Origin of the sequence: Algoriphagus mannitolivorans DSM 15301 (genome assembly GCF_000429425.1) — a bacterium.
GTDB lineage: Bacteria > Bacteroidota > Bacteroidia > Cytophagales > Cyclobacteriaceae > Algoriphagus > Algoriphagus mannitolivorans.
Map to the genome: position 1 here is coordinate 118,264 of NZ_KE386902.1, position 19,900 is coordinate 138,163.

The following is a 19,900-nucleotide window of genomic DNA, read 5'->3' on the forward strand; positions in this document are numbered from 1 at the left end:
TCGGATGAAAAGCTACACCAAGCAGCAATTGGCACTGAGAAATGGTCAGGATAAACCCGAAATTTGGGTAGCCTATAAAGGAGTAATCTATGATGTCAGTGGGTCCAGACTTTGGAAAAATGGGACTCATTATGAGCATTGGGCCGGGCAAGACTTGACAGAAGAATTGGAAGATGCTCCGCATACAGAAAAAGTATTTGAAAAATTTCAGCCCGTTGGGCTTTTAGGATAAGATGATTTTAATAGCAGATAGCGGAAGCAGTAAGACGGATTGGAGGATAATCCATAAAGATGGGAAAATCAGCCAATACCGAGGGGTAGGATTTAATCCCTATTACATGACTTCTGAAGAAATGTCCATTCAGATGAAAAATGACTTTTTGGTCAGTGTTTCTGAAGAAGTGGAGCAGATTTTCTTTTATGGAGCTGGGTGTTCGGCACCCGAGAGAAAGCAAGAGGTGGCAGAGGCCTTGAATTCAGTCTTTCCCAAAGCATCCGTTGAAGTGGACCATGATTTATCAGCTGCTGCAAGAGCTACATGTGGGCATCAGGCAGGGATTGCCTGTATTTTAGGAACAGGCTCTAATAGCTGTGACTATGATGGAGGGAAGATCATAGCTACCCGACCTGCGGCAGGTTTTATTTTGGGCGATGAGGGGGGAGGATGCTATGTGGGGAGGAGATTTTTGCAGGATTTTATCCATGAGGAAATGCCTGAAAAAATCAGAACTGCTGCTATTGAGCGCTTTCATATTACGCAGAACATCATTCAGGACCATGTTTATCGTCAGCCTTTTCCCAGTCGATATATGGCAAGTTTTTGCCGGTTTATCACCGAAAATGCTGCGGATCCGTATTGCTATAATCTATACTATCAGGCTTTTCAGGACTTCTTTTCAAAGCATGTATGCAAGTATGAGGGTTATGAAAAAAAGCCGGTCAACTTTGTAGGCTCTATAGCTTTTTATAACAGTGATATTCTTCGAAAAGCCGCAAGGGATCGGGGAATTCAGGTTCAAATCATTATCGAAAATCCAATCGCAGGTCTCACACTCTATCATCAAGAATTGTCATGAAAGTCACTGAATCCAGCTCTCTGTATGAGAACTTAGAAAAAATGGAAGTACTGGAGCTTTTGCAGAATATCAATGCAGAAGACCATAAAGTTGCGCCTGCAGTGAAAGAAAAGCTAGATGCCATCTCAAAGTTGGTGGAAGAGATTGTGCCAAGGATGCAAGAAGGCGGAAGGTTGTTCTATATCGGTGCAGGTACCAGCGGAAGATTGGGAATTCTGGACGCCTCAGAATGTCCTCCTACTTACGGAGTTCCCCATGATTGGGTCATAGGCTTGATTGCTGGAGGTGATAAAGCTATTCGAAAATCTGTGGAGGATGCCGAAGATGATGCTGAGCAGGCTTGGAAAGATATTATGGAGTATGGCTTTTCGGATCTGGATACAGTCATTGGAATAGCTGCTTCTGGCACCACACCGTATGTGATCGGTGGGGTAAAGGCGGCCAGAGAGAAAGGACTCTTGACCGGCTGTATTACCTGTAATCCAAATTCAGAATTGGCTAAGGCCGTGGAATATCCCATCGAGGTTGTGGTAGGACCTGAGTTTGTTACAGGAAGTACAAGGATGAAGTCTGGTACAGCCCAAAAACTCGTGCTGAATATGATTTCTACCACTGTCATGATCAAGCTCGGGAAAGTAAAGGGAAACAAAATGGTGGACATGCAGCTTTCCAATGCAAAATTGGTGGACAGAGGAACCAAAATGATTATGGAAGCTACAGGCCTGGGATACGACCAAGCCAAAGAATTACTCCTTTCCGAGGGTTCTGTTAGAAACGCAACCGAATTTTATTATAAAAACAGAAGCTGAACTTTAAGAAAGTTTGGGGGCTGCCTAGCTAATTCATGGGAATAGCTATATCTTTGCCTCCCAAATAAGCGTTTGAATTTCAGCAGCTTATTATTCACTTATCAACTACAGCAGTGATGCTGCATACTTATGAAAAAGAACAATCCTAGAAAACCATTTTTTAACGAAGACAAAAAGGACTTCGACTCCCCAAAATCCTCCAGAAAATCAGATTCTTATTCCAAAGGCCCACGAGAGGAGGGATATGATTCCAAGAAATCCTCATTTGGAAAAAAAGGAGATTCCTACGGGAAGTCTTCTTTTGTAAAGAAAAATGAAGGTAAACCATCCTTTGGGGACAAGCCAAAAGGCAGATTTTTCAAAGAAGAAGGAAAATCCGAGAGACCTGCTTTCGGAAAGCGAACTGAATTCGGAGAAGAAAAGCGAAAGTCTTTTGGAGAGAAAAAATTCTCCAAAGAAGGAGGCTTTTCCAAGAAATTTGAAAAACGGGATGAGGGAGAATCCCCAAGAAAATCTTTTGGAGACAAATCAGATCGTTTTGGGAAAAAGGATTTTGGACCTAAGAAATATGAACGTCGGGGAGATGATTCTCCAAAGCCATACAAAAGAGACTTTTCGGAGAGCAAGTTTACCCAAGAAGAAGAGGGCCGAAAAGTTTATAAAGGCCGGGGTAAGGATGAAAAACCCCGATTCGCTTATGAAAAGCCACGTTTCTCAGAAGAAAAAAGCGAAGAAAAGCGCGGCTTTGGAAAAAACAGAGTCCGTCGTCAAGAGCTAAACCCTGATCGTCCTGACTATAATTTTGATAACCTTCCTTCTAAAAGAGCGAAGGGAAAAGGAGACGATGAACAGATCCGTCTGAATAAATACATTGCCAATTCGGGTATTTGTAGCCGAAGAGAAGCGGATGATTTGATTGCCCAAGGTTTGGTCATGGTCAATGGGGAAGTGGTGACTGAGATGGGGCACAAAGTCAAGAAGTCTGACCGTGTAGTATATCAAGGCAAAAAAGTAAATCCAGAAAAGCCGGTCTATGTTTTGCTCAACAAGCCTAAGGATTTTATCACCACTACGGATGATCCTATGGAGCGAAAGACGGTTATGAAATTGGTAGAAAATGCCTGTGAGGAGCGGATTTTCCCGGTAGGAAGACTGGATCGGAATACCACCGGATTGTTATTGTTTACCAATGACGGGGAGCTGGCAGCGAAACTTTCTCACCCTTCCAATGAGATCAAGAAAATTTACCAGGTGACCTTGGATAAGCCTTTGACGCAGAAGGACGAAGAACAAATTCTGGAAGGATTTAGTCTGGAAGATGGGGAAGTGAAAGTGGGTGACATGCAAGTATTGTCCAAAGACCGTACAATACTTGGATTGGAAATCCACATCGGCAGAAACAGGATCGTCAGAAGAATTTTTGCGCACTTCGGATATGAAGTGGAGCAATTAGATCGAGTGATGTATGCCGGTTTGGACAAAAAAGATCTGAAGCGGGGACATTACCGGTTCTTGAGTGAACAGGAAGTGATTCGCCTGAAGTATTATATCTAAATTTAAAAGCTCCGAGAGGAGCTTTTTTTATACAAATCCTTTCAGCTGATTGAGTAAATCCCGCTTGGTCAAAATCCCTCCTTTCCTCCAGAGGATTTTTCCTCTTTTGAACAGGATGTAATGGGGAATGGAACGGATGCCAAATTGCTGACTAAGTTGGGGATGCTTATCTACATTGAGTTTTAGGAGCTTTATTTTTCCTCCGAGTTCAGAAATGACCTCTTCCAAAATGGGGGTCATGGTCTGGCAAGGTCCACACCAGTCCGCATAGAAATCCACCAAGACTGCCTCCTGGCTTTGTGAAATGATTTCTTTGGGGTTCTTTTTAGGCATGGTACAAATAATAAAACCGACTCTTATTAGGAGTCGGTTTGTGAATTAATATCCCTAAGGAAGAATTATTGCATTCTTGGTCTTGTAGAATCCAATGGTGCAGCCGGAGGCATCACCAATCCAAGTTTTGCTACTACCAATTCAGTGAATTTGTCCTGCTCTTTGGTATAAAGAAGGATAGGGGACTGACCAGCAGTCTCAGCGAAGATATGCGTGTAGTTGTGTTCAGCGGCTACAGCATTGATGGCATTGATCACTTTGTTTTGTACGGGCTCCAATAGCTCCTGAAGTTTTCTCTGGTAAGAAATCTGAGCGTCCTGCTCATACTTCTGAAGGTCTTGCTGGAGTTTGGTCAATTCTGCCTCTTTGGTATTACGGGCAGCATCAGTCATGGTAGGAGCGGCTTGCTGATACGCTTGTACCTGACGCTGGAAGTCTGCAGCTTTGGTTTGGATATTGGTTTGTAGCTGAGTCTGGTAATCTTGGATATCAGCTCCAATCTGTTCCATTTCAGGCATCAAGTCCATTAGAAACTCAACGCTGGTGTATCCGATTTTTACTTCTTGCGCCTGAGCGGTGAATCCTACGAATAGCAAAGCTACTGCGGCTAGGATAACTTTTACTTTCATCATTTTAGTGTGTATTTAATTGTTGTCTTCGATTCCTAATTCATCCAGTACAAACTCTGAATAGTCGTGTCTGGGGTCTGTGTAAATAATGGCAGAAGGTCCGGCTGCTTTATCGAATAAGACGGCCAGGTTGTTTCGCCTGGAGACTCTCTCAATGGCATCGTAGATTTTGGATTGAAGAGGCTGAAGCAGTTCCGCCTGCTTTTGATAATACATCCCGTTGATTCCAAATATTCTGCTGTTATATTCTTGCGAAGCCTTTTGCTTTGCTTTGATCTCCTCCAATCGCTTCTGATACATCTCTTCGGTGAGAAGGACTTCTTCGGCTTTCAGCTGAGTGGATAGATCTTTTATCTCTTGATCCAAACTTTGTGCCTCTTTCTTCCACTCCGCACTTAGCTTCTGCAGCTCACCTTGGATGATTTTGTAGTCTGGATGCCTGTTCAGGATGTATTCTGAATCAATGTATCCGAACTTTTGTGCCGCCAAAGGGCCCGCTGTGAGCGATAAGAGCAGCAAAAGTACAATTTTCAGGAATTTATTCATGTCTTCGACCAGTTTTCAGAGGCTTTAGTTTTTAGGAGAAATGCAATTTAACTTTTTACATAAATTAACTAACGCTCTGATCATTCGGAAGATTATCTGAACTGCTGTCCGATGGTAAAGTGGAATTGTGGTCCACTCGCTTGTCTAGATCCAGGAATAGGATCAAATCCATATCCCCAGTCAATTCCAAGCAACCCAAAAGCAGGCATAAAGATCCTTGCCCCAAAGCCTGCAGACTTTTTCAAGTCATAGGGATTGAAGTCCTTGTACGACCCCCAGTTGTTCCCAGCTTCCGCAAAACCTAGCAAGAAGATGGTGGCAGATGGATTAGGAGAAACCAAGAATCTAACCTCCATTACATATTTGTTGTAAGCTACCCCGCCATAAGGTTCAGGATTGGCAGTGCCTCTGGTATCTCTTCCGGGGGTGATCGTTTGGTTTTCATATCCTCGGAGACCGATGATTTCCTGACCCAAAGCAAAGTTGTTGAAGGTCATCCCATCACCACCCATCACGAATCTTTCCAAAGGAATCAGACCAATTTTATTGCCATAAGAACCCAAGAAGCCCATGTGTGCTCTGGCACTAGCTACCCACTTATTTGACCCGAAAATCGGGGAGTAGAATGATGCATCAAACATCCACTTGTGGTATTCCAGCCATTCGTATTTGGTAGGATCTGCAGATTCTGAAGTAATCTTCTTATTCAAAGAAGTGTAAGGCGGAGTAGCCGCGATAGAAAGCATGATGTTGGATCCCAAGCGAGGATAGATGTTGTTATCCACGTTATTTCTCGCAATGGTAGTGTTTAAGGTCACACTTTTTGAATTTCCGGTAGGGTAGCTCAGGCCAAAAGAAGTACCGAATTTATTGAACTCGTAATTCTGAAATCTTAGGGCATTGCTGATACTGAAGTAGTCATCCGGCCATGTCACTCGCTTGGCAAGACCCAGCGTGATACCTGTAATCTTGAAGAACCCGTTGTCATCCGTGTTGGCTGTCGGATTAAAGAAATTTACCTGACGCTGTACGGAATGGTTGAAGGAAACGCTCAGCGCATTTGGTTTTTTACCTCCAAACCAAGGCTCTGTAAGAGACAGAGAGTAGTTTTGGAAGGTTTGTCCATTGGCTTGGATTCGAAGAGATAGCTTTTGACCATCGCCTACCGGAAGGGGATCCCACTTGCTGAAATCACCTATGTTTCTCACCGAGAAGTTATTGAACACCAAGCCAACTGTTCCTACGAACCCATAGAAACCACCCCAGCCACCGGACAATTCGATCTGGTCATTGGGTCTTTCCTCCAGCTCGAAAGTGATATCCACCGTGGCATTTTCGAAGTTGGGTCTTAGGTCAGGGTTGATTTTTTCCGGGTCAAAATATCCCAAAGTGGAAAGTTCCCGGATGGTTCTTACCAGCAAGGCTCGGTTGAATTTCTGTCCAGGGAGAATTCGGATTTCACGCATGACCACATGGTCTGAGGTACGCTCATTTCCTTTGATATTGACACTGTTTACAGTTACCTGAGGGCCTTCAAAAATTCTCATTTCCAGGTCGATGGAGTCGCCGACGACATTGATTTCTACTGGCTCGATATTGAAGAACAGGTATCCGTTGTCCTGGTACAGGGAGCTCACGTCATCTCCTTTTTGAGGATCGTAGTTAAGCCTTTTCTCAAGCTTCTCTTTGTTGTACACGTCTCCTTTTTCGATGCCTAATTTTGCCAAAAGCACAGAGCTGGGATGGATGTAATTACCAGTAAAGGAGATGTTTCTGTAGTAGTATTTTCTTCCCTCTTCTACGGCAATGTTGATGTTGATTTTGTCATCGGAGAAGTTGTAAACAGAGTCTGAAACGATTTTGGCGTCTCTAAAGCCTCGGCTATTGTAAAAATTGATGACGCTGTTTTTGTCGTTTCTATATTCCTTTGGAATGTATTTGGATCCGTTTAGGAAGTTGAGCTTGAAGTTTTTGTGAATGTAATCTATCGCATCCTCTTTGGTTGCAGGCTCTGTTTTCAGCAAAGCAGAAGAAGCACTTTTGGCATCTGCATCTGTAATTCTGGAATAGACATCTTTGAAAACCGCAACCCTTGGGTATTCCTTGGTTTTCTTCATTTTGCCTTTCAGGGGACGATCGGCGATTTCCTCATTTCCATAAAACTTGATCTCATTGATCTTTACCTTGGAATTGGTATTGATATCAAATCTAAGTTTGACGCTATTGGGTAAGGTGGTATCTCGATCCTGAATGATTTTAACATCGGCATTCAAATAGCCTTTGTCGAGGTAATATTTCTCAATATTTCTTTTGGCGGTATTCAGAACGTCGTCCCGGACTACTCGGCCTCGGATATTGACTTTGTCCCGCAGTTCACTTTCTTGGGTTTTGTTGATGCCTGAAAATTCCACGCGTGAGAACCTCGGTCTTTCGGTCAAATCCAAAAGAAGGTAAATGTCTTCTCCCACAATTTTGGTAACTAGGATTTTCACATCACCTATGATTCCCTGACCCCACAGTTTTTTCAAAGCATTGGAAATACTTTCACCTGGCACTTCGATTCTATCGTCCACTTTTAACCCGGAGAGAGAAATGATCGCATTCTCATCCAGGGTGGTTAGACCGACAGCTTTGATTTCGGCAATTCTGTATTTTTCTGGTTTTGCGTAGTTCAATTCCAGAATATTGACAGGTCTGGGGGATGCATAGCGGCTTTGGCCCAAACGGATCTGCGCCATGGCCGAAAAGGACCAAACCACACAAAACAGAATCAATAAACTTCTTTTCATATGACTATAATTTGACCCTAAAGGCCATATGGAATCTCGCTGGGCTATTTTTAGTGCCTTGAAAAGGCGCTTGAGTCAGGCTCGATTTCATCAATAAATTAAGGTTTTACTTGCTCTCCGGTCTTCCCGAATCGTCTTTCTCGCTTTTGATAATCTTTTACTGCAGCATAAAGGTGCTCCGTCCTGAAATCCGGCCACAAGACCGAAGTGAAATACAACTCCGTGTAGGCAAGTTGCCAGAGCAGAAAATTACTGATTCTATACTCTCCGCTGGTGCGGATCATCAGTTCTGGATCAGGTATTCCTGCCGTGTCCAGATTTTCTGCCACGGTTTGTTGGGTGATTTGATCAGGACTCAGTTTACCTTCTGAGACTTTTTGAGCAATGCGTCGGACAGCTTGAGTGAGTTCCCATTGTCCACTGTAACTTAGTGCTAAAATCACCGTCAGACCGGTATTTTTGGAAGTCAGTTCTTTAGCTTCCATAAGTTTGTCATAAGCTGATTTTGGAAGGCTTTCGATATCTCCGATGGCCTCCAGTCTGATGTTGTTTTTCATCATTTGGGAGATCTCATCGATGATAGTTTTCACCAAAAGCTCCATCAGGGCTTTGACTTCATCTTGTGGTCTTGACCAATTTTCTGTGGAAAATGAAAATAGGGTTAGGTACTTCACCCCCAGATTATCAGCGCCTTCAATGGCATCTTTCACAGCCTGAATCGCGTGTCGGTGTCCGAAGATTCTCATGGCGCCTTTTTTCTTGGCCCAACGGCCATTGCCGTCCATGATGATCGCAATATGTTTGGGGATATTGGTGAGGTCTATATTTTCCTTCATTCCAAGTGACTTGGGTACCTACTTTTTTGGAGGTACAAAAATGCTATTTCTTTTTAAATAATCAGCCCTAGGAGTCAATTAATTAATAAGCATAGCACTTCACATTGGCGAAGGTATAGCTCAGGGTAAAGCCCAGAAAATAGTACCAGTCTTTGGTGTAAGGATTACCAAAGTTCACCCCGTAGGGAGGTGATTGTCCGGTATTTGGATCTGCGGGCTGTGGGTACCTTGGGATTACCGGTAGTGAACTGTCCAGTTTATCCAGATAGTCCGTCGTCGTAGGCCTGAACCCCAACTCACCGGCAAAGGTCCACCGATCATTGAGACGATATTTCACACCTCCTCCGAAGGGGATTACCACTGTTCCCAAGTTGTATCTGCTGGAAGGCAGATAAAACCAAGTATTACCTTTTGCCAGAATTTGTGCATAGCCCAGGCCAAAGAAGGCATAAGGGGAAAATTTGAATTCAGAGTCATTTCTAAGGAAGTCCAAAAAATTGAACTCCATGACCGCAGAGAATTCAATAATTCCTGCCCTAAACCTTGCATCCCGATACCTAGCCATCGCATCGATAGGCTTGATACTGTCCGCTGCATTTACCTGAGCCAGACTTAACCCGGCTCTCAATGTCCACACATTGTCAAAATTTCTCTTGCCAAATAACGTTCCTTGAAGGCTTGCTTGCCCGGGATCAATTTTCCGAAGGATGTCGCCGGAATAAACAGCTCCACCAATTCCTCCACCTATTTCGTATTTCTGGGCTGATAAAGGGAGATAAAATGCTCCTGTAAAAACCAAAAACAGAATTAAGTGGCTGAAAATCTTAGAATTGACCTTTTTCAAGACGATGCAAGTTATAAAGTACCCAACGTTTAAAAAACGCTCCAAAGTATTTACCGGGTTAATTAATGTTAAGCTCAAGATTGCCAATAGTTAATTACGCATATCGTATCCCCAATTAAGCTTTTGGCGGAGTGTATCAAAGAAATGATAGTGGGGCAATTTGACCAATTTAGCCGAGAATTTTTCTTTTTTCACGCTCAAATCTACCTCAGAAGAGATGGATGAGGAGCGGGAATCTAAGGAAATCATAAACTTATCAGCTCTTCCTTCGATTTTGAAGCTGATCTCTGAGTCATCTGAGACTATTATCGGACGTACGTTCAAATTATGGGGACTTACCGGAGTGATGACAAAGCTTTTTGCTTCAGGTGTAATGAGCGGGCCTCCGCAACTTAGGGAATAACCAGTGGATCCGGTCGGAGTAGATACGATCAAGCCATCTGCCCAATAGGAGTTGAGGTATTTTCCATCAATGTAGGTGTGCACGGTAATCATCGAGGAGGTATCCCGCTTATGGATAGTGAATTCATTCAGCGCGAAATGAATGCCATTAAACAAGCGTCGGTTGCTGTCCAATCTCAATAATGATCTGGATTCAATCTGGAAGTTTCCTTCGGCCAGATATTTTACCGCCTCTGGAATTCGATCCGTCGCGACAGTGGCCAAAAAACCCATTCTCCCGATATTTAAACCCAGAATAGGGATCTCATGACTACCTACCACACAGACCGTGTCGAGCAAGGTACCGTCTCCACCGATGGAAATGATGAAGTCCATTTGGGAGATTTCATCGGAATTTTCCAATAACCAATAAGACAAGAGCTTGTTCCCGTTCATTTTCAATTGACGGTCAAAGGAATCTGTAGCAAAGATTTCGAAGCCGTGGCTGCTCAATTCCTGAAACAACAATTCAATCTGCGGGAAGTGTTCGGCCTTGAGTGACAGGCCATGCAAGGCGACTTTCATGTGATTAAAGTAGTTAAAAGGGGTCACATGTAATCTCGCAAGGCTAATTGTCTTTGTTTGGAGTGAAGATTGGCCTAATGCTCGATTTCATGCCTCAAATATCTAAAAATCTCAACAAGTTCCCGATTCGGTCTGCATCAGGGCTTATTCCAGTCTCTTCTTGGTAGTGATCGATAATTCTATGCCCAAATCTTTCCAAGGTAGCTTTGACATGCTTCAGGTCGGGTTTATCCATCTTCAGCGTCAGTTTGATCTTAGTATCATCCAAGGGATCAGTGGTGATGAAAGAGCTAAGAATTTTTGTGTTTTCAGACTCTACCAGCCGGGCAATCTCTGACAAATGATAATCAGACATGTTCATCGACAGAATCAATACACTTCCTTGGGACTTGATCGAAAGGCTATCCGCAAATGCCGATATGGCATCTTCCATAGTGATGACTCCCATGTAGGAATTTTCTCTGTCCAGGACAGCGACCAGATTGATTTGGTTGTCTGAGGCTACTCTTAAGACATCGTAAATGTGCTTGTCGGTATATACCCAGCAGGTCCCAGCTTCAAGTTCGATTTCACTGATTAAAAGATCCGGATCATTGATTTCATAAATGATCTCATCGCTGATAAAGCCTAAAAATTTTCCCTGATGCACCACGGGCAGAAAGGCAGTACGAATTTCTTCCATCCAGCCCAAAGCCATACTGGTCCGGTCTGAAAGCTTCAGTGGTGGGATCAGGCTGTTGATGAATTCGTAGGCTTGCATAAGAGAAAGTTAGGAAATGAATTGAGAACTTAAAACGCTTTCCTAAGCATTTCTGTTCATTTAGAAGGTTTTTTAAGGGTTATCCCAAAAAGTAATTTACCGAAATCCCCAAAACGATCCCGAATAAAATGATAAACGGAGAGGATATTTTGGTGAATTGTAGCAAGGAATAAGTGCCGAGAATAAAAAAGATGTTCAGTCCATTTGCTTCCAGGGGTTCAAAAAGTAAATAGGCGGCTGCAATAAGCATCCCGCAAGAAACAGCATTGATACCTTCCAAAGCAGCCCGTACAGGCCTGTAAAGCTTGAGTTGATCCCAAAATCGGATTACAAAAAAGATCAGGAATATTCCTGGGAGGAAAATTCCTCCAGCTGCAATCAGTCCTCCTAAAATAAATCCGGTAGTTCCGAATCCTCTCATGGACAAAGCGCCGATGTAGGAGGCAATGGAAAACGTAGGCCCCGGAATTCCCTGAGAGATGGCATAGCCTGTCAAAAACTCCTCTGAGGTCAAGAAATGCTTGAATTCTACAAATTCGGTGTACAAATAGGGTACAAGGACCTGTCCTCCTCCAAAGATCAAGCTCCCGTTACGATAAAAATTCTCGAAGAGCAGGATGGGCTGCCACTTGGTAATAGCACCTGCGGTAGCAGCGAGGACTAATACCCCCGCCCAAAGGTAAAAGTTACTCCATTTGATGGACAGGGTTTTCTCCTCGTCCACCTTGGGTTGGTTTTTGTATTTGATGGATGTACTGAGGCCTCCCAATACCAACATCACCGGGAAAATATAGGGAGAACTGTAAAAGAAAGCCACGAAGGCTGAAATCAGCATCAGGATCATCGCCTCGGTTGTCCTGACCATTTTACTGATGGTTTTTTGGGCGGCGAAAATGATAAATCCAATCGCCATGGGCTGAATAAATCGGGCAAATTTCAAGGCCCCGGGGGTGTTTTCCTGCAAAAAGCTGATCAACAAAGCTGCAGAGGTCATGATCATCGTGGCTGGCAATATCCAGACAAAAAGTGCCAAATAGGCGAGATTTGGCCCGCCAACTCGGAAGCCTATAGCGGAGACTAATTGAGTGGAGGAGGGGCCGGGAAGCATATTGCACAGGGCATTTAGCTCCCAAAGCTCCTCCTCCGAAATGTAGGCGTGCTTTTTCACCATCCTTTCCAGCAGCATGGCTAAAAACGCCTGGGGTCCCCCAAATGAGGTGAGGGAAAGAATCAGAATGTCTTTCAGAAAAACGTAATATCGGACTCTTCGTACCGACATTTTATTTCTTAAGACCCAATTCTCTCAATCTTTCCTCCAGAAACTCTCCAGCCGTAGCGTCCGAAAATTGCTTGGGATTGTTTTCGTCAATGCAGCTTTCCAGACAGGTAAGATCCATTTCAGACCGAGGATGCATGAAGAAAGGAATGCTGTATCTGCTGGTATGCATCAATTCTCTCGGCGGATTGACTACCCGGTGGATTGTTGATTTGAGTTTTTTGTTGGTCAAACGCTCCAGCATGTCACCGACATTGACTACTAGCTGGTCTGGCAAAGCTGTGATAGGAATCCATTTTCCGTCTTTTCTCAAGACTTGAAGTCCATCTGCACTCGCTCCCATCAAAAGGGTGATCAGGTTGATATCTCCATGCTCGGCAGCTCTTACCGCATCAGCAGGGACTTCATCCGGGTTTTCGATTGGGAAATAGTGGATTTGACGAAGGATAGAGTTACCATAAGCGACTTTGTCCTCGAAATAATCCTCTGGAAGCTCCAAATGAAGCGCGATTGCTTTCAGCATTTGTTTTCCTGCATTTTCCAACGTCTGGAAGGCTTCCATGGCATCGTTTTGAAACTGCGGGATTTCACTAGGCCAAAGATTTTCAGGGTATTCAGCCTTGATGGGATCAGAATCCGGAATGAGGGAGAGTTCCTGTCCAACATGGTAGAATTCCTTGAGATCACCTGTGTTTCTGCCTTTAGCGTGTTCTTTTCCCTTGCCTGTGTACCCTCTTTGATAGCCGATTTCTGGCTTTTCATACTTGGTTTTAATTTCGTCAGGAAGTGCAAAGAAGGACTTGATGGAGGAGTAAAGGCGATCTTGAAGGTCTTGGTTAAGCCCGTGATTTTTGATCGCTACAAAGCCTATGTTTTGATAAGCTTCTCCTAATTTTTGCACGAATGCTTTTTTTTGTTCTGCCGTACCTGAGGTGAAGTGTGCCAGGTCGAGGCTTGGAATTTCATCAAATAGGATTTCCATTGATATGATTGGTTAAGTTGGTAAAACCAAAGTATTGCTCAAAAATAAATATCTTTAGGTTCAATAGTTGCTGTATATGTACAAATTCCTTTGGAGTATTCTATTTCTGGCTCTTTTATGGACTTCCTGCAGCCAGGACAAAAAAAGAATCAACGAGCAAGTCATGGAATCTGGTGAAAATACTTCTGACTCACCGGTGAATTTACCAAAGGTTGCTTTTTACCAGCTGGAAGATTCCAGCCAATATCCAGATGCTATTTTGGAGCTTTACAGCCCTCTGGGAAACCAGATTTTTAGACCTGGAAAGGTTCCTTTTGAATTCAATATCAAAAATTTTCCGATAGAAAATAATACACCGGGCGTTCCTACTTTATTCACGATCATCAATGGAAGTGATCCTATTGGCCAGTTGTCACCGATTTTTCAAAGAGAACTCACCCAAGGTACGTATCGCGTAGTAGGATATCTGGTAGATAAGGAAGGCATTTCCTTGAAGAATTTTGGAAATTACATAGATCGGGATTTTATGGTTGGGGATTCAAGACCTTTTCCCTATTCAGCCGAACCCTTCTTGGCGGTGAATTTTCCAAGAAATGGGAATGTCCTTGCCGTTGGAGAGGATATGATTGTGGACTTTTTGGTTTTGGGAGGAGATATGGATTTGGATGGGCTGAAGGTGAAAATCCTGGTGAATGATTTTGAATACGAGATCGACCACATGTCGCCTGTCCGTGTAGAAAACCTGCCTCCTGGCGCCTATCAGGTAAAAATCCAGTTGCTTCGCAAAGACGGAAAAGAACTCGAGGGGCCTTTCTCTTTGGTCTCCAAGTCGGTCATTGTGCGATAAGTCCCTATCTTTGCGCACTGTAAATTTTCAAGTTTCATGCTTTTAGTCAATCAAATCAGAGAAAATCTGGACGCTGTATTAGCCGGACTCCAGAAAAGAAATATTTCCAACCCCCAGGAAATTTTAGATCAAGTCCTTTCCTTGGATGATTTGAGAAAATCCTCCCAATCCGAAAGAGATCAAATGCAGGCTGAAGCCAATTCGATTTCTAAGCAAATCGGACAATTGATGAAGGAAGGACAAAAAGAAGAAGCTGAAAAGGCCAAGTCCAGAACTGCTGAAATCAAGGTTAGAATCAAAGAACTGGAAGACCAAACTGCCAAAGCAGAGGAAGATCTCAAGGCACTTTTATATACCATTCCCAATGTACCGCATACTTCTGTACCTACAGGAAAGTCAGCTGAGGATAATGAAGTGGTTCTTCAGCATGGTGAAATTCCTGCCTTATTCGAAGGAAAACTTCCGCATTGGGAACTGATCAAGAAATATGATATCATCGATTTTGACCTAGGGGTAAAAATCACCGGTGCCGGATTTCCTGTTTACAAAGGAAAAGGCGCAAGACTTCAGCGTGCCTTAATCAATTTCTTCTTGGACGAAGCTTTGGCTGCCGGATATATGGAAGTTCAGCCGCCGATTATGGTCAATGAGGACTCAGGATATGGCACAGGCCAGCTTCCGGACAAGGAAGGCCAAATGTACTTTGCCAGTGCGGACAATCTTTACCTGATCCCGACAGCTGAAGTGCCGATCACGAATCTGTATCGGGACGTAATTCTCAATGAGGAAGATCTTCCCATCAAGAATGTTGGCTATACTCCATGCTTCCGAAGAGAAGCAGGTTCTTGGGGTGCTCATGTGCGTGGATTGAACCGCTTGCACCAGTTTGATAAGGTGGAGATAGTTCAAATTACGCATCCGGATAAGTCCTATGAGACTTTGGAAAGTATGAGTTCTTATGTGCAGGGCCTTTTACAAAAGCTGGATCTGCCTTATCGGGTATTGAGACTTTGTGGAGGCGATATGGGCTTTACCTCAGCCTTGACTTATGATATGGAAGTCTATTCTGCCGCCCAGGAAAGATGGTTGGAGGTGAGTTCTGTTTCCAATTTCGAAACGTATCAAACCAACCGACTCAAACTGAGATTCAGAGGTGAGGATAAGAAAAACCAATTGGCTCATTCTCTCAATGGGTCCGCTTTGGCCTTGCCAAGAATAGTAGCTTCTATTCTGGAAAATAACCAGACTCCGGAAGGAATCATGATGCCTAAGGTTTTACACCCCTACCTGGGATTTGATAGAATCTAAAATTTCTAAACCGTTTGCTAAGGCAAGCGGTTTTTTTATTGCTATGAAAAAGATATCCTTTCTAATTATTCTGCTTTTCTCCCTGAAGGCTCAAGCTCAAGATCTATCAGATGTAACCCAAACCATCCATTTTTACTTCGAAGGGATGATGGAAAGAAATAGAGAAAAGCTCGACCAGGCCTTTATCCCTGAAGCCAAGTTAATTGGCTATCGAGGAGCAGAACTTTTCATTACCCCTTATGAAGAGTGGGCCAGAGCTACTTCAAAGGGAGAACCCAGGGATCCAAAGCTGTATATCAATGAAATCAAGGGGATTCGGATTGTCGGAACTATGGCGCTTGCGGAGACGGAATTACATTGGCCGGGGATTCGGTATTATGATTTTTTGACCTTGATCAAGGTGGAGGGAAAATGGAAGATTGTCCACAAAAGTTGGCATGAGACCCCTCAATAGCCCAAAAATACCCTAAATAGGGTATTTTATGTTTTTTTCTAGAAGGCTAGATTGGACTGGATTATTCGACTAAACTATGGAGTATTATTTGGAAGCCCTTCGGAAATTCAACAGGTTTTCGGGGCGGTCTAGGAGAAAAGAATTTTGGATTTTTGGCTTGTTTTATCTCCTATTCATTTTTCTTGCAGTGTTTCTTGACACCCTTCTGGGGATCACATTCGATGAAGAAAGTATAGTTGGCCCGATCTATTTATTGGTGGTTATGGTCCATTTTATTCCCTCATTAGCCGTTTCAGTAAGGAGGTTGCATGACACCGGCAGATCTGGTTGGTGGTATTTTATCTCTTTAATTCCCATATTGGGATCTATCATCTTGTTTGTTTTTCTTTGTCTAGAAGGGAATCCTGGTCCCAATAATTATGGAAAAGACCCTAAAGCAGCCTTTAGGCTTTTTGAGATTGAGCAATAGGAAATAGATTTTCCTGCAAAAAATGGTTTCAAGAGATACCCTGACCTAAAAAGGGCCAAAAACCAGGTTAAAATTTTTCCCAAATTCATAGAATTTGGATCCAATGGAGGGATTCAATGATGCATAGAATTTTTCTATGACTTTTTTTTATTCCACCCGCAATCCATTGCGGTGAAATAAGAGAGATAGAATAATCTCTTCGGCCAATGAATATTCTGTTAATACTCGATTTAGGTTTTGTATTCTATTAGTGGCCAATTAACAATTTGGTGGCGAAGGTGCAGATTCTTTAGAATAATTATTTCGTGGAGTAACTTTGTTTATCAATTCATTAAAAAAACCAAAAAATGGCATTAGTAGGAAAAAAAGCACCTGCTTTCTCTGTAGGAGCAGTTATCAATGGAGAAGAAATTGTTGAAAACTTCAGCTTGGATCAATTCCTGGGCAAGAAAAATGTGATTCTGTTTTTCTATCCAAAGGACTTCACTTTTGTTTGCCCTACTGAGCTTCATGCTTTCCAGTCCAAATTGGCGGAATTTGAAAAAAGAGACACCGTGGTGATCGGTTGCTCCACTGACACCGAAGAGACTCACTTGGCTTGGTTAATGACTGCCAAGGATGAAGGCGGAATCGAAGGCGTAACCTATACCATCTTGGCGGATGTGGCTAAGACCATTTCCCTGAACTACGGAGTATTGGGTGGAGAATATTCTTTCAATGCAGAGACTCGTATGTGGTCTTTCTCCGGAGCACCAATCGCTTATAGAGGTACATTCCTGATTGATAAAGAGGGTATCGTCCGTCATGAATCTGTGAATGATTTCCCATTGGGAAGAAATATCGATGAATACTTGAGACTAATTGACGCTCAGCTTCACGTTGAGAAATTCGGTGAAGTATGTCCTGCCAATTGGGAAGAAGGAAAAGCTGCTATGCAAGCTACCAACGAAGGTGTAGCCAACTACCTATCCAATAATTAAGAGTATGCAAGAACTGACAGAAGACAATCTCCAGGAACTGATTGCCCAGCACGAGCAAGTGGTGGTCCAATATTCTGCAGGATGGTGTGGAAACTGCCGGATAATGAAGCCTAAGTTTAAAAGACTTGCCGGAGAAAATCCCAATGCAGTTTTCGTTTTGGTGGATGCCGAAAAATTCCCTAATTCCAGAAAATTGGCTCAGGTGAATAACCTTCCCACTTTTGCAGGCTTTAAATCAGGTGCCTTGGTTAACCAAGTTCAGACGAATAAAGAAGATCAGCTAAAATCTTTAATTCATGAAGTTACCGGTAATTAAGACTATTCAGAGAACCTGCACCACGGAGCAAATCGAAGCTACTTTGGCGGTGCTGGAGAATATTTCCGAAGCTCCCTCTTTAAAAGAAGCAGAGCTGGATGTGATCGGAGAGTTGATTTCCAACCTTTGTGGCGCATTGGAAGTTCAGGAAATGATTGCTGAAGGAATGTCTGAGAAAGATGCCGGAAATGCATTTATGAAAAAAGTATTGGGATCCATAGACCGATAAGATCCCAGCTATACAGGGTTTATTGTAATGGAAGAAGGAACCTCTTTGGGGTTCCTTCTTTTTTTACTCAAAAATTTCTCCCACATGCCGGTCTATATTCTCCGACATTTTATCCATAGGCAAATCATTGGCATCGGTACCAAAAGGCTCCTCGATTTCCTCGGCAATCAGTTCTAGACTGGCCAATACATAAAATACAAAGCCCACAATCGGAGCAGCTAAATACCCTAGGGTAAAAGAATACCCTATCGGCAACGTAAGCGTATAGAGCATGATAAACTTTTTGATAAAGGCACTGTAGCTATAGGGAATTGGAGTGTTGAGAATCCTTTCGCAGGCACCACAGATGTCGGTAAAGCTAGACACTTCCCCATTGAGTATAATTAACTGATCTCCGTTGATCTGTCCGGAAATATGGAGCTGGTGTAAGCGGGCAAATAGCTGCTTGGCCACTTGATTGGGCACATGCTTATTGAAGTCCATCGGGATGATTTCTGAACTGGATATTCCTGACTCATCCAGACTATATTTGGTCTGTTTGGACTGAAGATGGTCTTTGAGAGCATAGGCATAAAGCGGGATGGCCTTCCGGAAAAAGTTTCTGTTTTCCATATCCTTGACGGGAAGGATGGCGTCCAGCTTTATTGCAAAGTTCCTGCTGGTGTTGACCAGACTTCCCCATAGTTTTCTCCCTTCCCACCAGCGGTCATAGGCGGTATTGGTCCGGAAGACCAAAAGCATAGAAATCACGAAACTCAAAAGAGTATGCATGACTGGGAGATTCCTTAGCCAGGAATCGGATTTGAATTGGAAATATTCCAGCTCTAAGTAGGCAATCCCCACCGAATAGAGAATTAAAAACAGGATAAAAGGTGCCAGCCTTGAAAGAGTGTCCGACTTACGAATCACAAATAAAAACTGTGTCAGATCTTTGGACTCGTAAGTTTTCATGGATTGCCTTAATAAGCCTGTGAGAAAGGAAGTCTTTTAGTGTCCTCCCAACTTGAATATCTTTTTTACCGAAATCAAAACTCCCAGAACCATAAAGCCAACTACTAATCCCAATAAAAATTCATTGATAATCCCCGGGATGGATTCTGGTAACAAATGGTGGATGAATTCAATGTTGTGAGCAAAGATTCCTCCAGAAACCAGCAAGAGTGCTAAAGTCCCAATAACTCCCATTCCTTTGATAACCCAAGGAAGGGCATTGACCAAAGCTCTCCCCACCTTGTCCGAAAAGCTGTTATTCTCTTCATTTAGGTTGATCAGCTTAATTCCGAATTCGTCCATGCGGACAATTAAAGCGACGATTCCATAGACACCTACCGTAGCCAGAAGCGCAATGAAAGTCACTACCAGAATCTGGTTGATTAGGGGCTCATTGACCACAGTGCCCAAAGCAATGATGATGATTTCTACGGAAAGTATAAAGTCGGTTACAATGGCCGATTTGATTTTCTCTTTTTCTTTGGCTAAAACTTCTTCCTCGCTGAGATCTTCCATCAATTTTGGTTTCTCCTTTTGAGGGTGGGGGAAAAGGTATTCAATGACTTTTTCTGCACCTTCATAGGCCAAATAGAGTCCTCCGATTACTAGGATAATGGTGACTCCCAAAGGAAAAAAAGCGCTGAGCAAAAAAGCAAAAGGTAGAATTATCACCTTGTTAAGCATGGATCCTTTGCTGATCGCCCAAAGGACAGGAAGCTCTCGATCGGACACGAATCCGGAGGATTTTTCCGCATTGACTGCAAGGTCATCTCCGAGGATACCGGCGGTTTTCTTGGCAGCGACTTTACTCATGACCGACACATCGTCCATCAGAGTAGCGATATCATCCAACAATGCAAATATTCCTGATGCCATATTGATTCTGACTAAATTTTGATCACAATAA

23 protein-coding genes are annotated in these 19,900 nt (G+C 43.2%); 11 read left to right on the forward strand and 12 right to left on the reverse strand.

What is annotated here, in order from left to right:
• Window positions 1-4 precede the first annotated feature (4 nt).
• From G458_RS0117380 to G458_RS0117395, 4 genes are all read left to right on the forward strand, one after another.
• Window positions 5-232, forward strand: a complete 228-nt coding sequence (locus G458_RS0117380; protein ID WP_026953020.1) for a cytochrome b5 domain-containing protein — start codon at window positions 5-7, stop codon at window positions 230-232.
• Between the two features lies 1 nt (window position 233).
• On the forward strand, window positions 234-1,076 hold the full coding sequence (locus G458_RS0117385; RefSeq protein WP_026953021.1) for an N-acetylglucosamine kinase: 843 nt from the start codon (window positions 234-236) through the stop codon (window positions 1,074-1,076).
• Window positions 1,073-1,885 (forward strand): N-acetylmuramic acid 6-phosphate etherase, encoded by an 813-nt coding sequence (murQ, locus tag G458_RS0117390; RefSeq protein ID WP_035468445.1) that lies wholly within the window; start codon window positions 1,073-1,075, stop codon window positions 1,883-1,885. The genes G458_RS0117385 and murQ overlap by 4 nt, the downstream gene beginning before the upstream one ends.
• Window positions 1,886-2,014: 129 nt before the next feature.
• Entirely contained in the window at window positions 2,015-3,439 is a 1,425-nt protein-coding gene (locus G458_RS0117395; protein WP_026953023.1) for a pseudouridine synthase, read from the forward strand.
• A 27-nt stretch (window positions 3,440-3,466) separates the two neighbouring features.
• On the opposite strand, the gene trxA is transcribed toward G458_RS0117395, so the two are convergent.
• The 10 genes from trxA to G458_RS0117450 form a co-directional block, all read right to left on the reverse strand.
• Window positions 3,467-3,772, reverse strand: coding sequence for a thioredoxin (gene trxA / locus G458_RS0117400; protein WP_026953024.1), 306 nt, complete (start codon window positions 3,770-3,772; stop codon window positions 3,467-3,469).
• Between the two features lie 65 nt (window positions 3,773-3,837).
• Window positions 3,838-4,404 (reverse strand): OmpH family outer membrane protein, encoded by a 567-nt coding sequence (locus G458_RS0117405; RefSeq protein ID WP_035468447.1) that lies wholly within the window; start codon window positions 4,402-4,404, stop codon window positions 3,838-3,840.
• 12 nt (window positions 4,405-4,416) lie between these two features.
• Window positions 4,417-4,947 (reverse strand): OmpH family outer membrane protein, encoded by a 531-nt coding sequence (locus G458_RS0117410; RefSeq protein WP_026953026.1) that lies wholly within the window; start codon window positions 4,945-4,947, stop codon window positions 4,417-4,419.
• Between the two features lie 92 nt (window positions 4,948-5,039).
• Entirely contained in the window at window positions 5,040-7,736 is a 2,697-nt protein-coding gene (locus tag G458_RS0117415) for a BamA/OMP85 family outer membrane protein (protein ID WP_026953027.1), read from the reverse strand.
• Window positions 7,737-7,834: 98 nt separating this feature from the next.
• Entirely contained in the window at window positions 7,835-8,572 is a 738-nt protein-coding gene (locus G458_RS0117420; protein ID WP_026953028.1) for an isoprenyl transferase, read from the reverse strand.
• A gap of 82 nt (window positions 8,573-8,654) precedes the next feature.
• Complete coding sequence (gene porG, locus G458_RS0117425) at window positions 8,655-9,416, reverse strand: type IX secretion system protein PorG (RefSeq protein WP_026953029.1); 762 nt, start codon at window positions 9,414-9,416, stop codon at window positions 8,655-8,657.
• Between the two features lie 90 nt (window positions 9,417-9,506).
• Window positions 9,507-10,382 (reverse strand): NAD kinase, encoded by an 876-nt coding sequence (locus G458_RS0117435; RefSeq protein WP_026953030.1) that lies wholly within the window; start codon window positions 10,380-10,382, stop codon window positions 9,507-9,509.
• Between the two features lie 94 nt (window positions 10,383-10,476).
• A complete protein-coding gene (locus G458_RS0117440) occupies window positions 10,477-11,142 on the reverse strand; it encodes a CBS domain-containing protein (RefSeq protein ID WP_026953031.1) in 666 nt (221 codons plus the stop codon).
• A gap of 79 nt (window positions 11,143-11,221) precedes the next feature.
• Window positions 11,222-12,421: a chromate efflux transporter gene (gene chrA / locus G458_RS0117445; RefSeq protein WP_026953032.1), complete on the reverse strand. Its 1,200-nt coding sequence runs from the start codon at window positions 12,419-12,421 to the stop codon at window positions 11,222-11,224.
• Between the two features lies 1 nt (window position 12,422).
• Entirely contained in the window at window positions 12,423-13,400 is a 978-nt protein-coding gene (locus G458_RS0117450) for an isopenicillin N synthase family dioxygenase (RefSeq protein WP_026953033.1), read from the reverse strand.
• 76 nt (window positions 13,401-13,476) lie between these two features.
• Here G458_RS0117450 and G458_RS0117455 point away from each other — a divergent pair, with 76 nt between their 5' ends.
• The 7 genes from G458_RS0117455 to G458_RS0117485 all read left to right on the forward strand — a co-directional run bounded on the left by G458_RS0117455 (window position 13,477) and on the right by G458_RS0117485 (window position 18,003).
• Window positions 13,477-14,247, forward strand: coding sequence for a hypothetical protein (locus G458_RS0117455; protein ID WP_026953034.1), 771 nt, complete (start codon window positions 13,477-13,479; stop codon window positions 14,245-14,247).
• A 36-nt stretch (window positions 14,248-14,283) separates the two neighbouring features.
• Complete coding sequence (serS, locus tag G458_RS0117460) at window positions 14,284-15,555, forward strand: serine--tRNA ligase (protein ID WP_026953035.1); 1,272 nt, start codon at window positions 14,284-14,286, stop codon at window positions 15,553-15,555.
• A gap of 43 nt (window positions 15,556-15,598) precedes the next feature.
• On the forward strand, window positions 15,599-16,009 hold the full coding sequence (locus tag G458_RS0117465) for a nuclear transport factor 2 family protein (RefSeq protein WP_026953036.1): 411 nt from the start codon (window positions 15,599-15,601) through the stop codon (window positions 16,007-16,009).
• A gap of 76 nt (window positions 16,010-16,085) precedes the next feature.
• The gene (locus G458_RS0117470; protein WP_026953037.1) at window positions 16,086-16,478 is read left to right on the forward strand and encodes a DUF805 domain-containing protein; all 393 of its coding nucleotides are present in this window, start codon (window positions 16,086-16,088) and stop codon (window positions 16,476-16,478) included.
• Window positions 16,479-16,825: 347 nt separating this feature from the next.
• Window positions 16,826-17,458 (forward strand): peroxiredoxin, encoded by a 633-nt coding sequence (locus G458_RS0117475; RefSeq protein WP_026953038.1) that lies wholly within the window; start codon window positions 16,826-16,828, stop codon window positions 17,456-17,458.
• Window positions 17,459-17,462: 4 nt separating this feature from the next.
• Window positions 17,463-17,774, forward strand: a complete 312-nt coding sequence (locus G458_RS0117480; protein WP_026953039.1) for a thioredoxin family protein — start codon at window positions 17,463-17,465, stop codon at window positions 17,772-17,774.
• Complete coding sequence (locus tag G458_RS0117485) at window positions 17,755-18,003, forward strand: DUF6952 family protein (protein ID WP_026953040.1); 249 nt, start codon at window positions 17,755-17,757, stop codon at window positions 18,001-18,003. The genes G458_RS0117480 and G458_RS0117485 overlap by 20 nt, the downstream gene beginning before the upstream one ends.
• A gap of 63 nt (window positions 18,004-18,066) precedes the next feature.
• Here G458_RS0117485 and G458_RS0117490 read toward each other — a convergent pair whose 3' ends face one another.
• The gene (locus tag G458_RS0117490) at window positions 18,067-18,954 is read right to left on the reverse strand and encodes a bestrophin family protein (RefSeq protein ID WP_026953041.1); all 888 of its coding nucleotides are present in this window, start codon (window positions 18,952-18,954) and stop codon (window positions 18,067-18,069) included.
• 36 nt (window positions 18,955-18,990) lie between these two features.
• Window positions 18,991-19,869 (reverse strand): DUF808 domain-containing protein, encoded by an 879-nt coding sequence (locus G458_RS0117495; protein WP_026953042.1) that lies wholly within the window; start codon window positions 19,867-19,869, stop codon window positions 18,991-18,993.
• Window positions 19,870-19,900: the final 31 nt, after the last annotated feature.

Coding starts and splice junctions, on each gene's coding strand:
- G458_RS0117380 (WP_026953020.1), top strand. CDS start 5: ATGAAAAGCTACACCAAGCAGCAATTGGCACTGAGAAATGGTCAGGAT.
- G458_RS0117385 (WP_026953021.1), top strand. CDS start 234: ATGATTTTAATAGCAGATAGCGGAAGCAGTAAGACGGATTGGAGGATA.
- murQ (WP_035468445.1), top strand. CDS start 1,073: ATGAAAGTCACTGAATCCAGCTCTCTGTATGAGAACTTAGAAAAAATG.
- G458_RS0117395 (WP_026953023.1), top strand. CDS start 2,015: ATGAAAAAGAACAATCCTAGAAAACCATTTTTTAACGAAGACAAAAAG.
- trxA (WP_026953024.1), bottom strand. CDS start 3,772: ATGCCTAAAAAGAACCCCAAAGAAATCATTTCACAAAGCCAGGAGGCA.
- G458_RS0117405 (WP_035468447.1), bottom strand. CDS start 4,404: ATGATGAAAGTAAAAGTTATCCTAGCCGCAGTAGCTTTGCTATTCGTA.
- G458_RS0117410 (WP_026953026.1), bottom strand. CDS start 4,947: ATGAATAAATTCCTGAAAATTGTACTTTTGCTGCTCTTATCGCTCACA.
- G458_RS0117415 (WP_026953027.1), bottom strand. CDS start 7,736: ATGAAAAGAAGTTTATTGATTCTGTTTTGTGTGGTTTGGTCCTTTTCG.
- G458_RS0117420 (WP_026953028.1), bottom strand. CDS start 8,572: ATGAAGGAAAATATAGACCTCACCAATATCCCCAAACATATTGCGATC.
- G458_RS0117435 (WP_026953030.1), bottom strand. CDS start 10,382: ATGAAAGTCGCCTTGCATGGCCTGTCACTCAAGGCCGAACACTTCCCG.
- G458_RS0117440 (WP_026953031.1), bottom strand. CDS start 11,142: ATGCAAGCCTACGAATTCATCAACAGCCTGATCCCACCACTGAAGCTT.
- chrA (WP_026953032.1), bottom strand. CDS start 12,421: ATGTCGGTACGAAGAGTCCGATATTACGTTTTTCTGAAAGACATTCTG.
- G458_RS0117450 (WP_026953033.1), bottom strand. CDS start 13,400: ATGGAAATCCTATTTGATGAAATTCCAAGCCTCGACCTGGCACACTTC.
- G458_RS0117455 (WP_026953034.1), top strand. CDS start 13,477: ATGTACAAATTCCTTTGGAGTATTCTATTTCTGGCTCTTTTATGGACT.
- serS (WP_026953035.1), top strand. CDS start 14,284: ATGCTTTTAGTCAATCAAATCAGAGAAAATCTGGACGCTGTATTAGCC.
- G458_RS0117465 (WP_026953036.1), top strand. CDS start 15,599: ATGAAAAAGATATCCTTTCTAATTATTCTGCTTTTCTCCCTGAAGGCT.
- G458_RS0117470 (WP_026953037.1), top strand. CDS start 16,086: ATGGAGTATTATTTGGAAGCCCTTCGGAAATTCAACAGGTTTTCGGGG.
- G458_RS0117475 (WP_026953038.1), top strand. CDS start 16,826: ATGGCATTAGTAGGAAAAAAAGCACCTGCTTTCTCTGTAGGAGCAGTT.
- G458_RS0117480 (WP_026953039.1), top strand. CDS start 17,463: ATGCAAGAACTGACAGAAGACAATCTCCAGGAACTGATTGCCCAGCAC.
- G458_RS0117485 (WP_026953040.1), top strand. CDS start 17,755: ATGAAGTTACCGGTAATTAAGACTATTCAGAGAACCTGCACCACGGAG.
- G458_RS0117490 (WP_026953041.1), bottom strand. CDS start 18,954: ATGAAAACTTACGAGTCCAAAGATCTGACACAGTTTTTATTTGTGATT.
- G458_RS0117495 (WP_026953042.1), bottom strand. CDS start 19,869: ATGGCATCAGGAATATTTGCATTGTTGGATGATATCGCTACTCTGATG.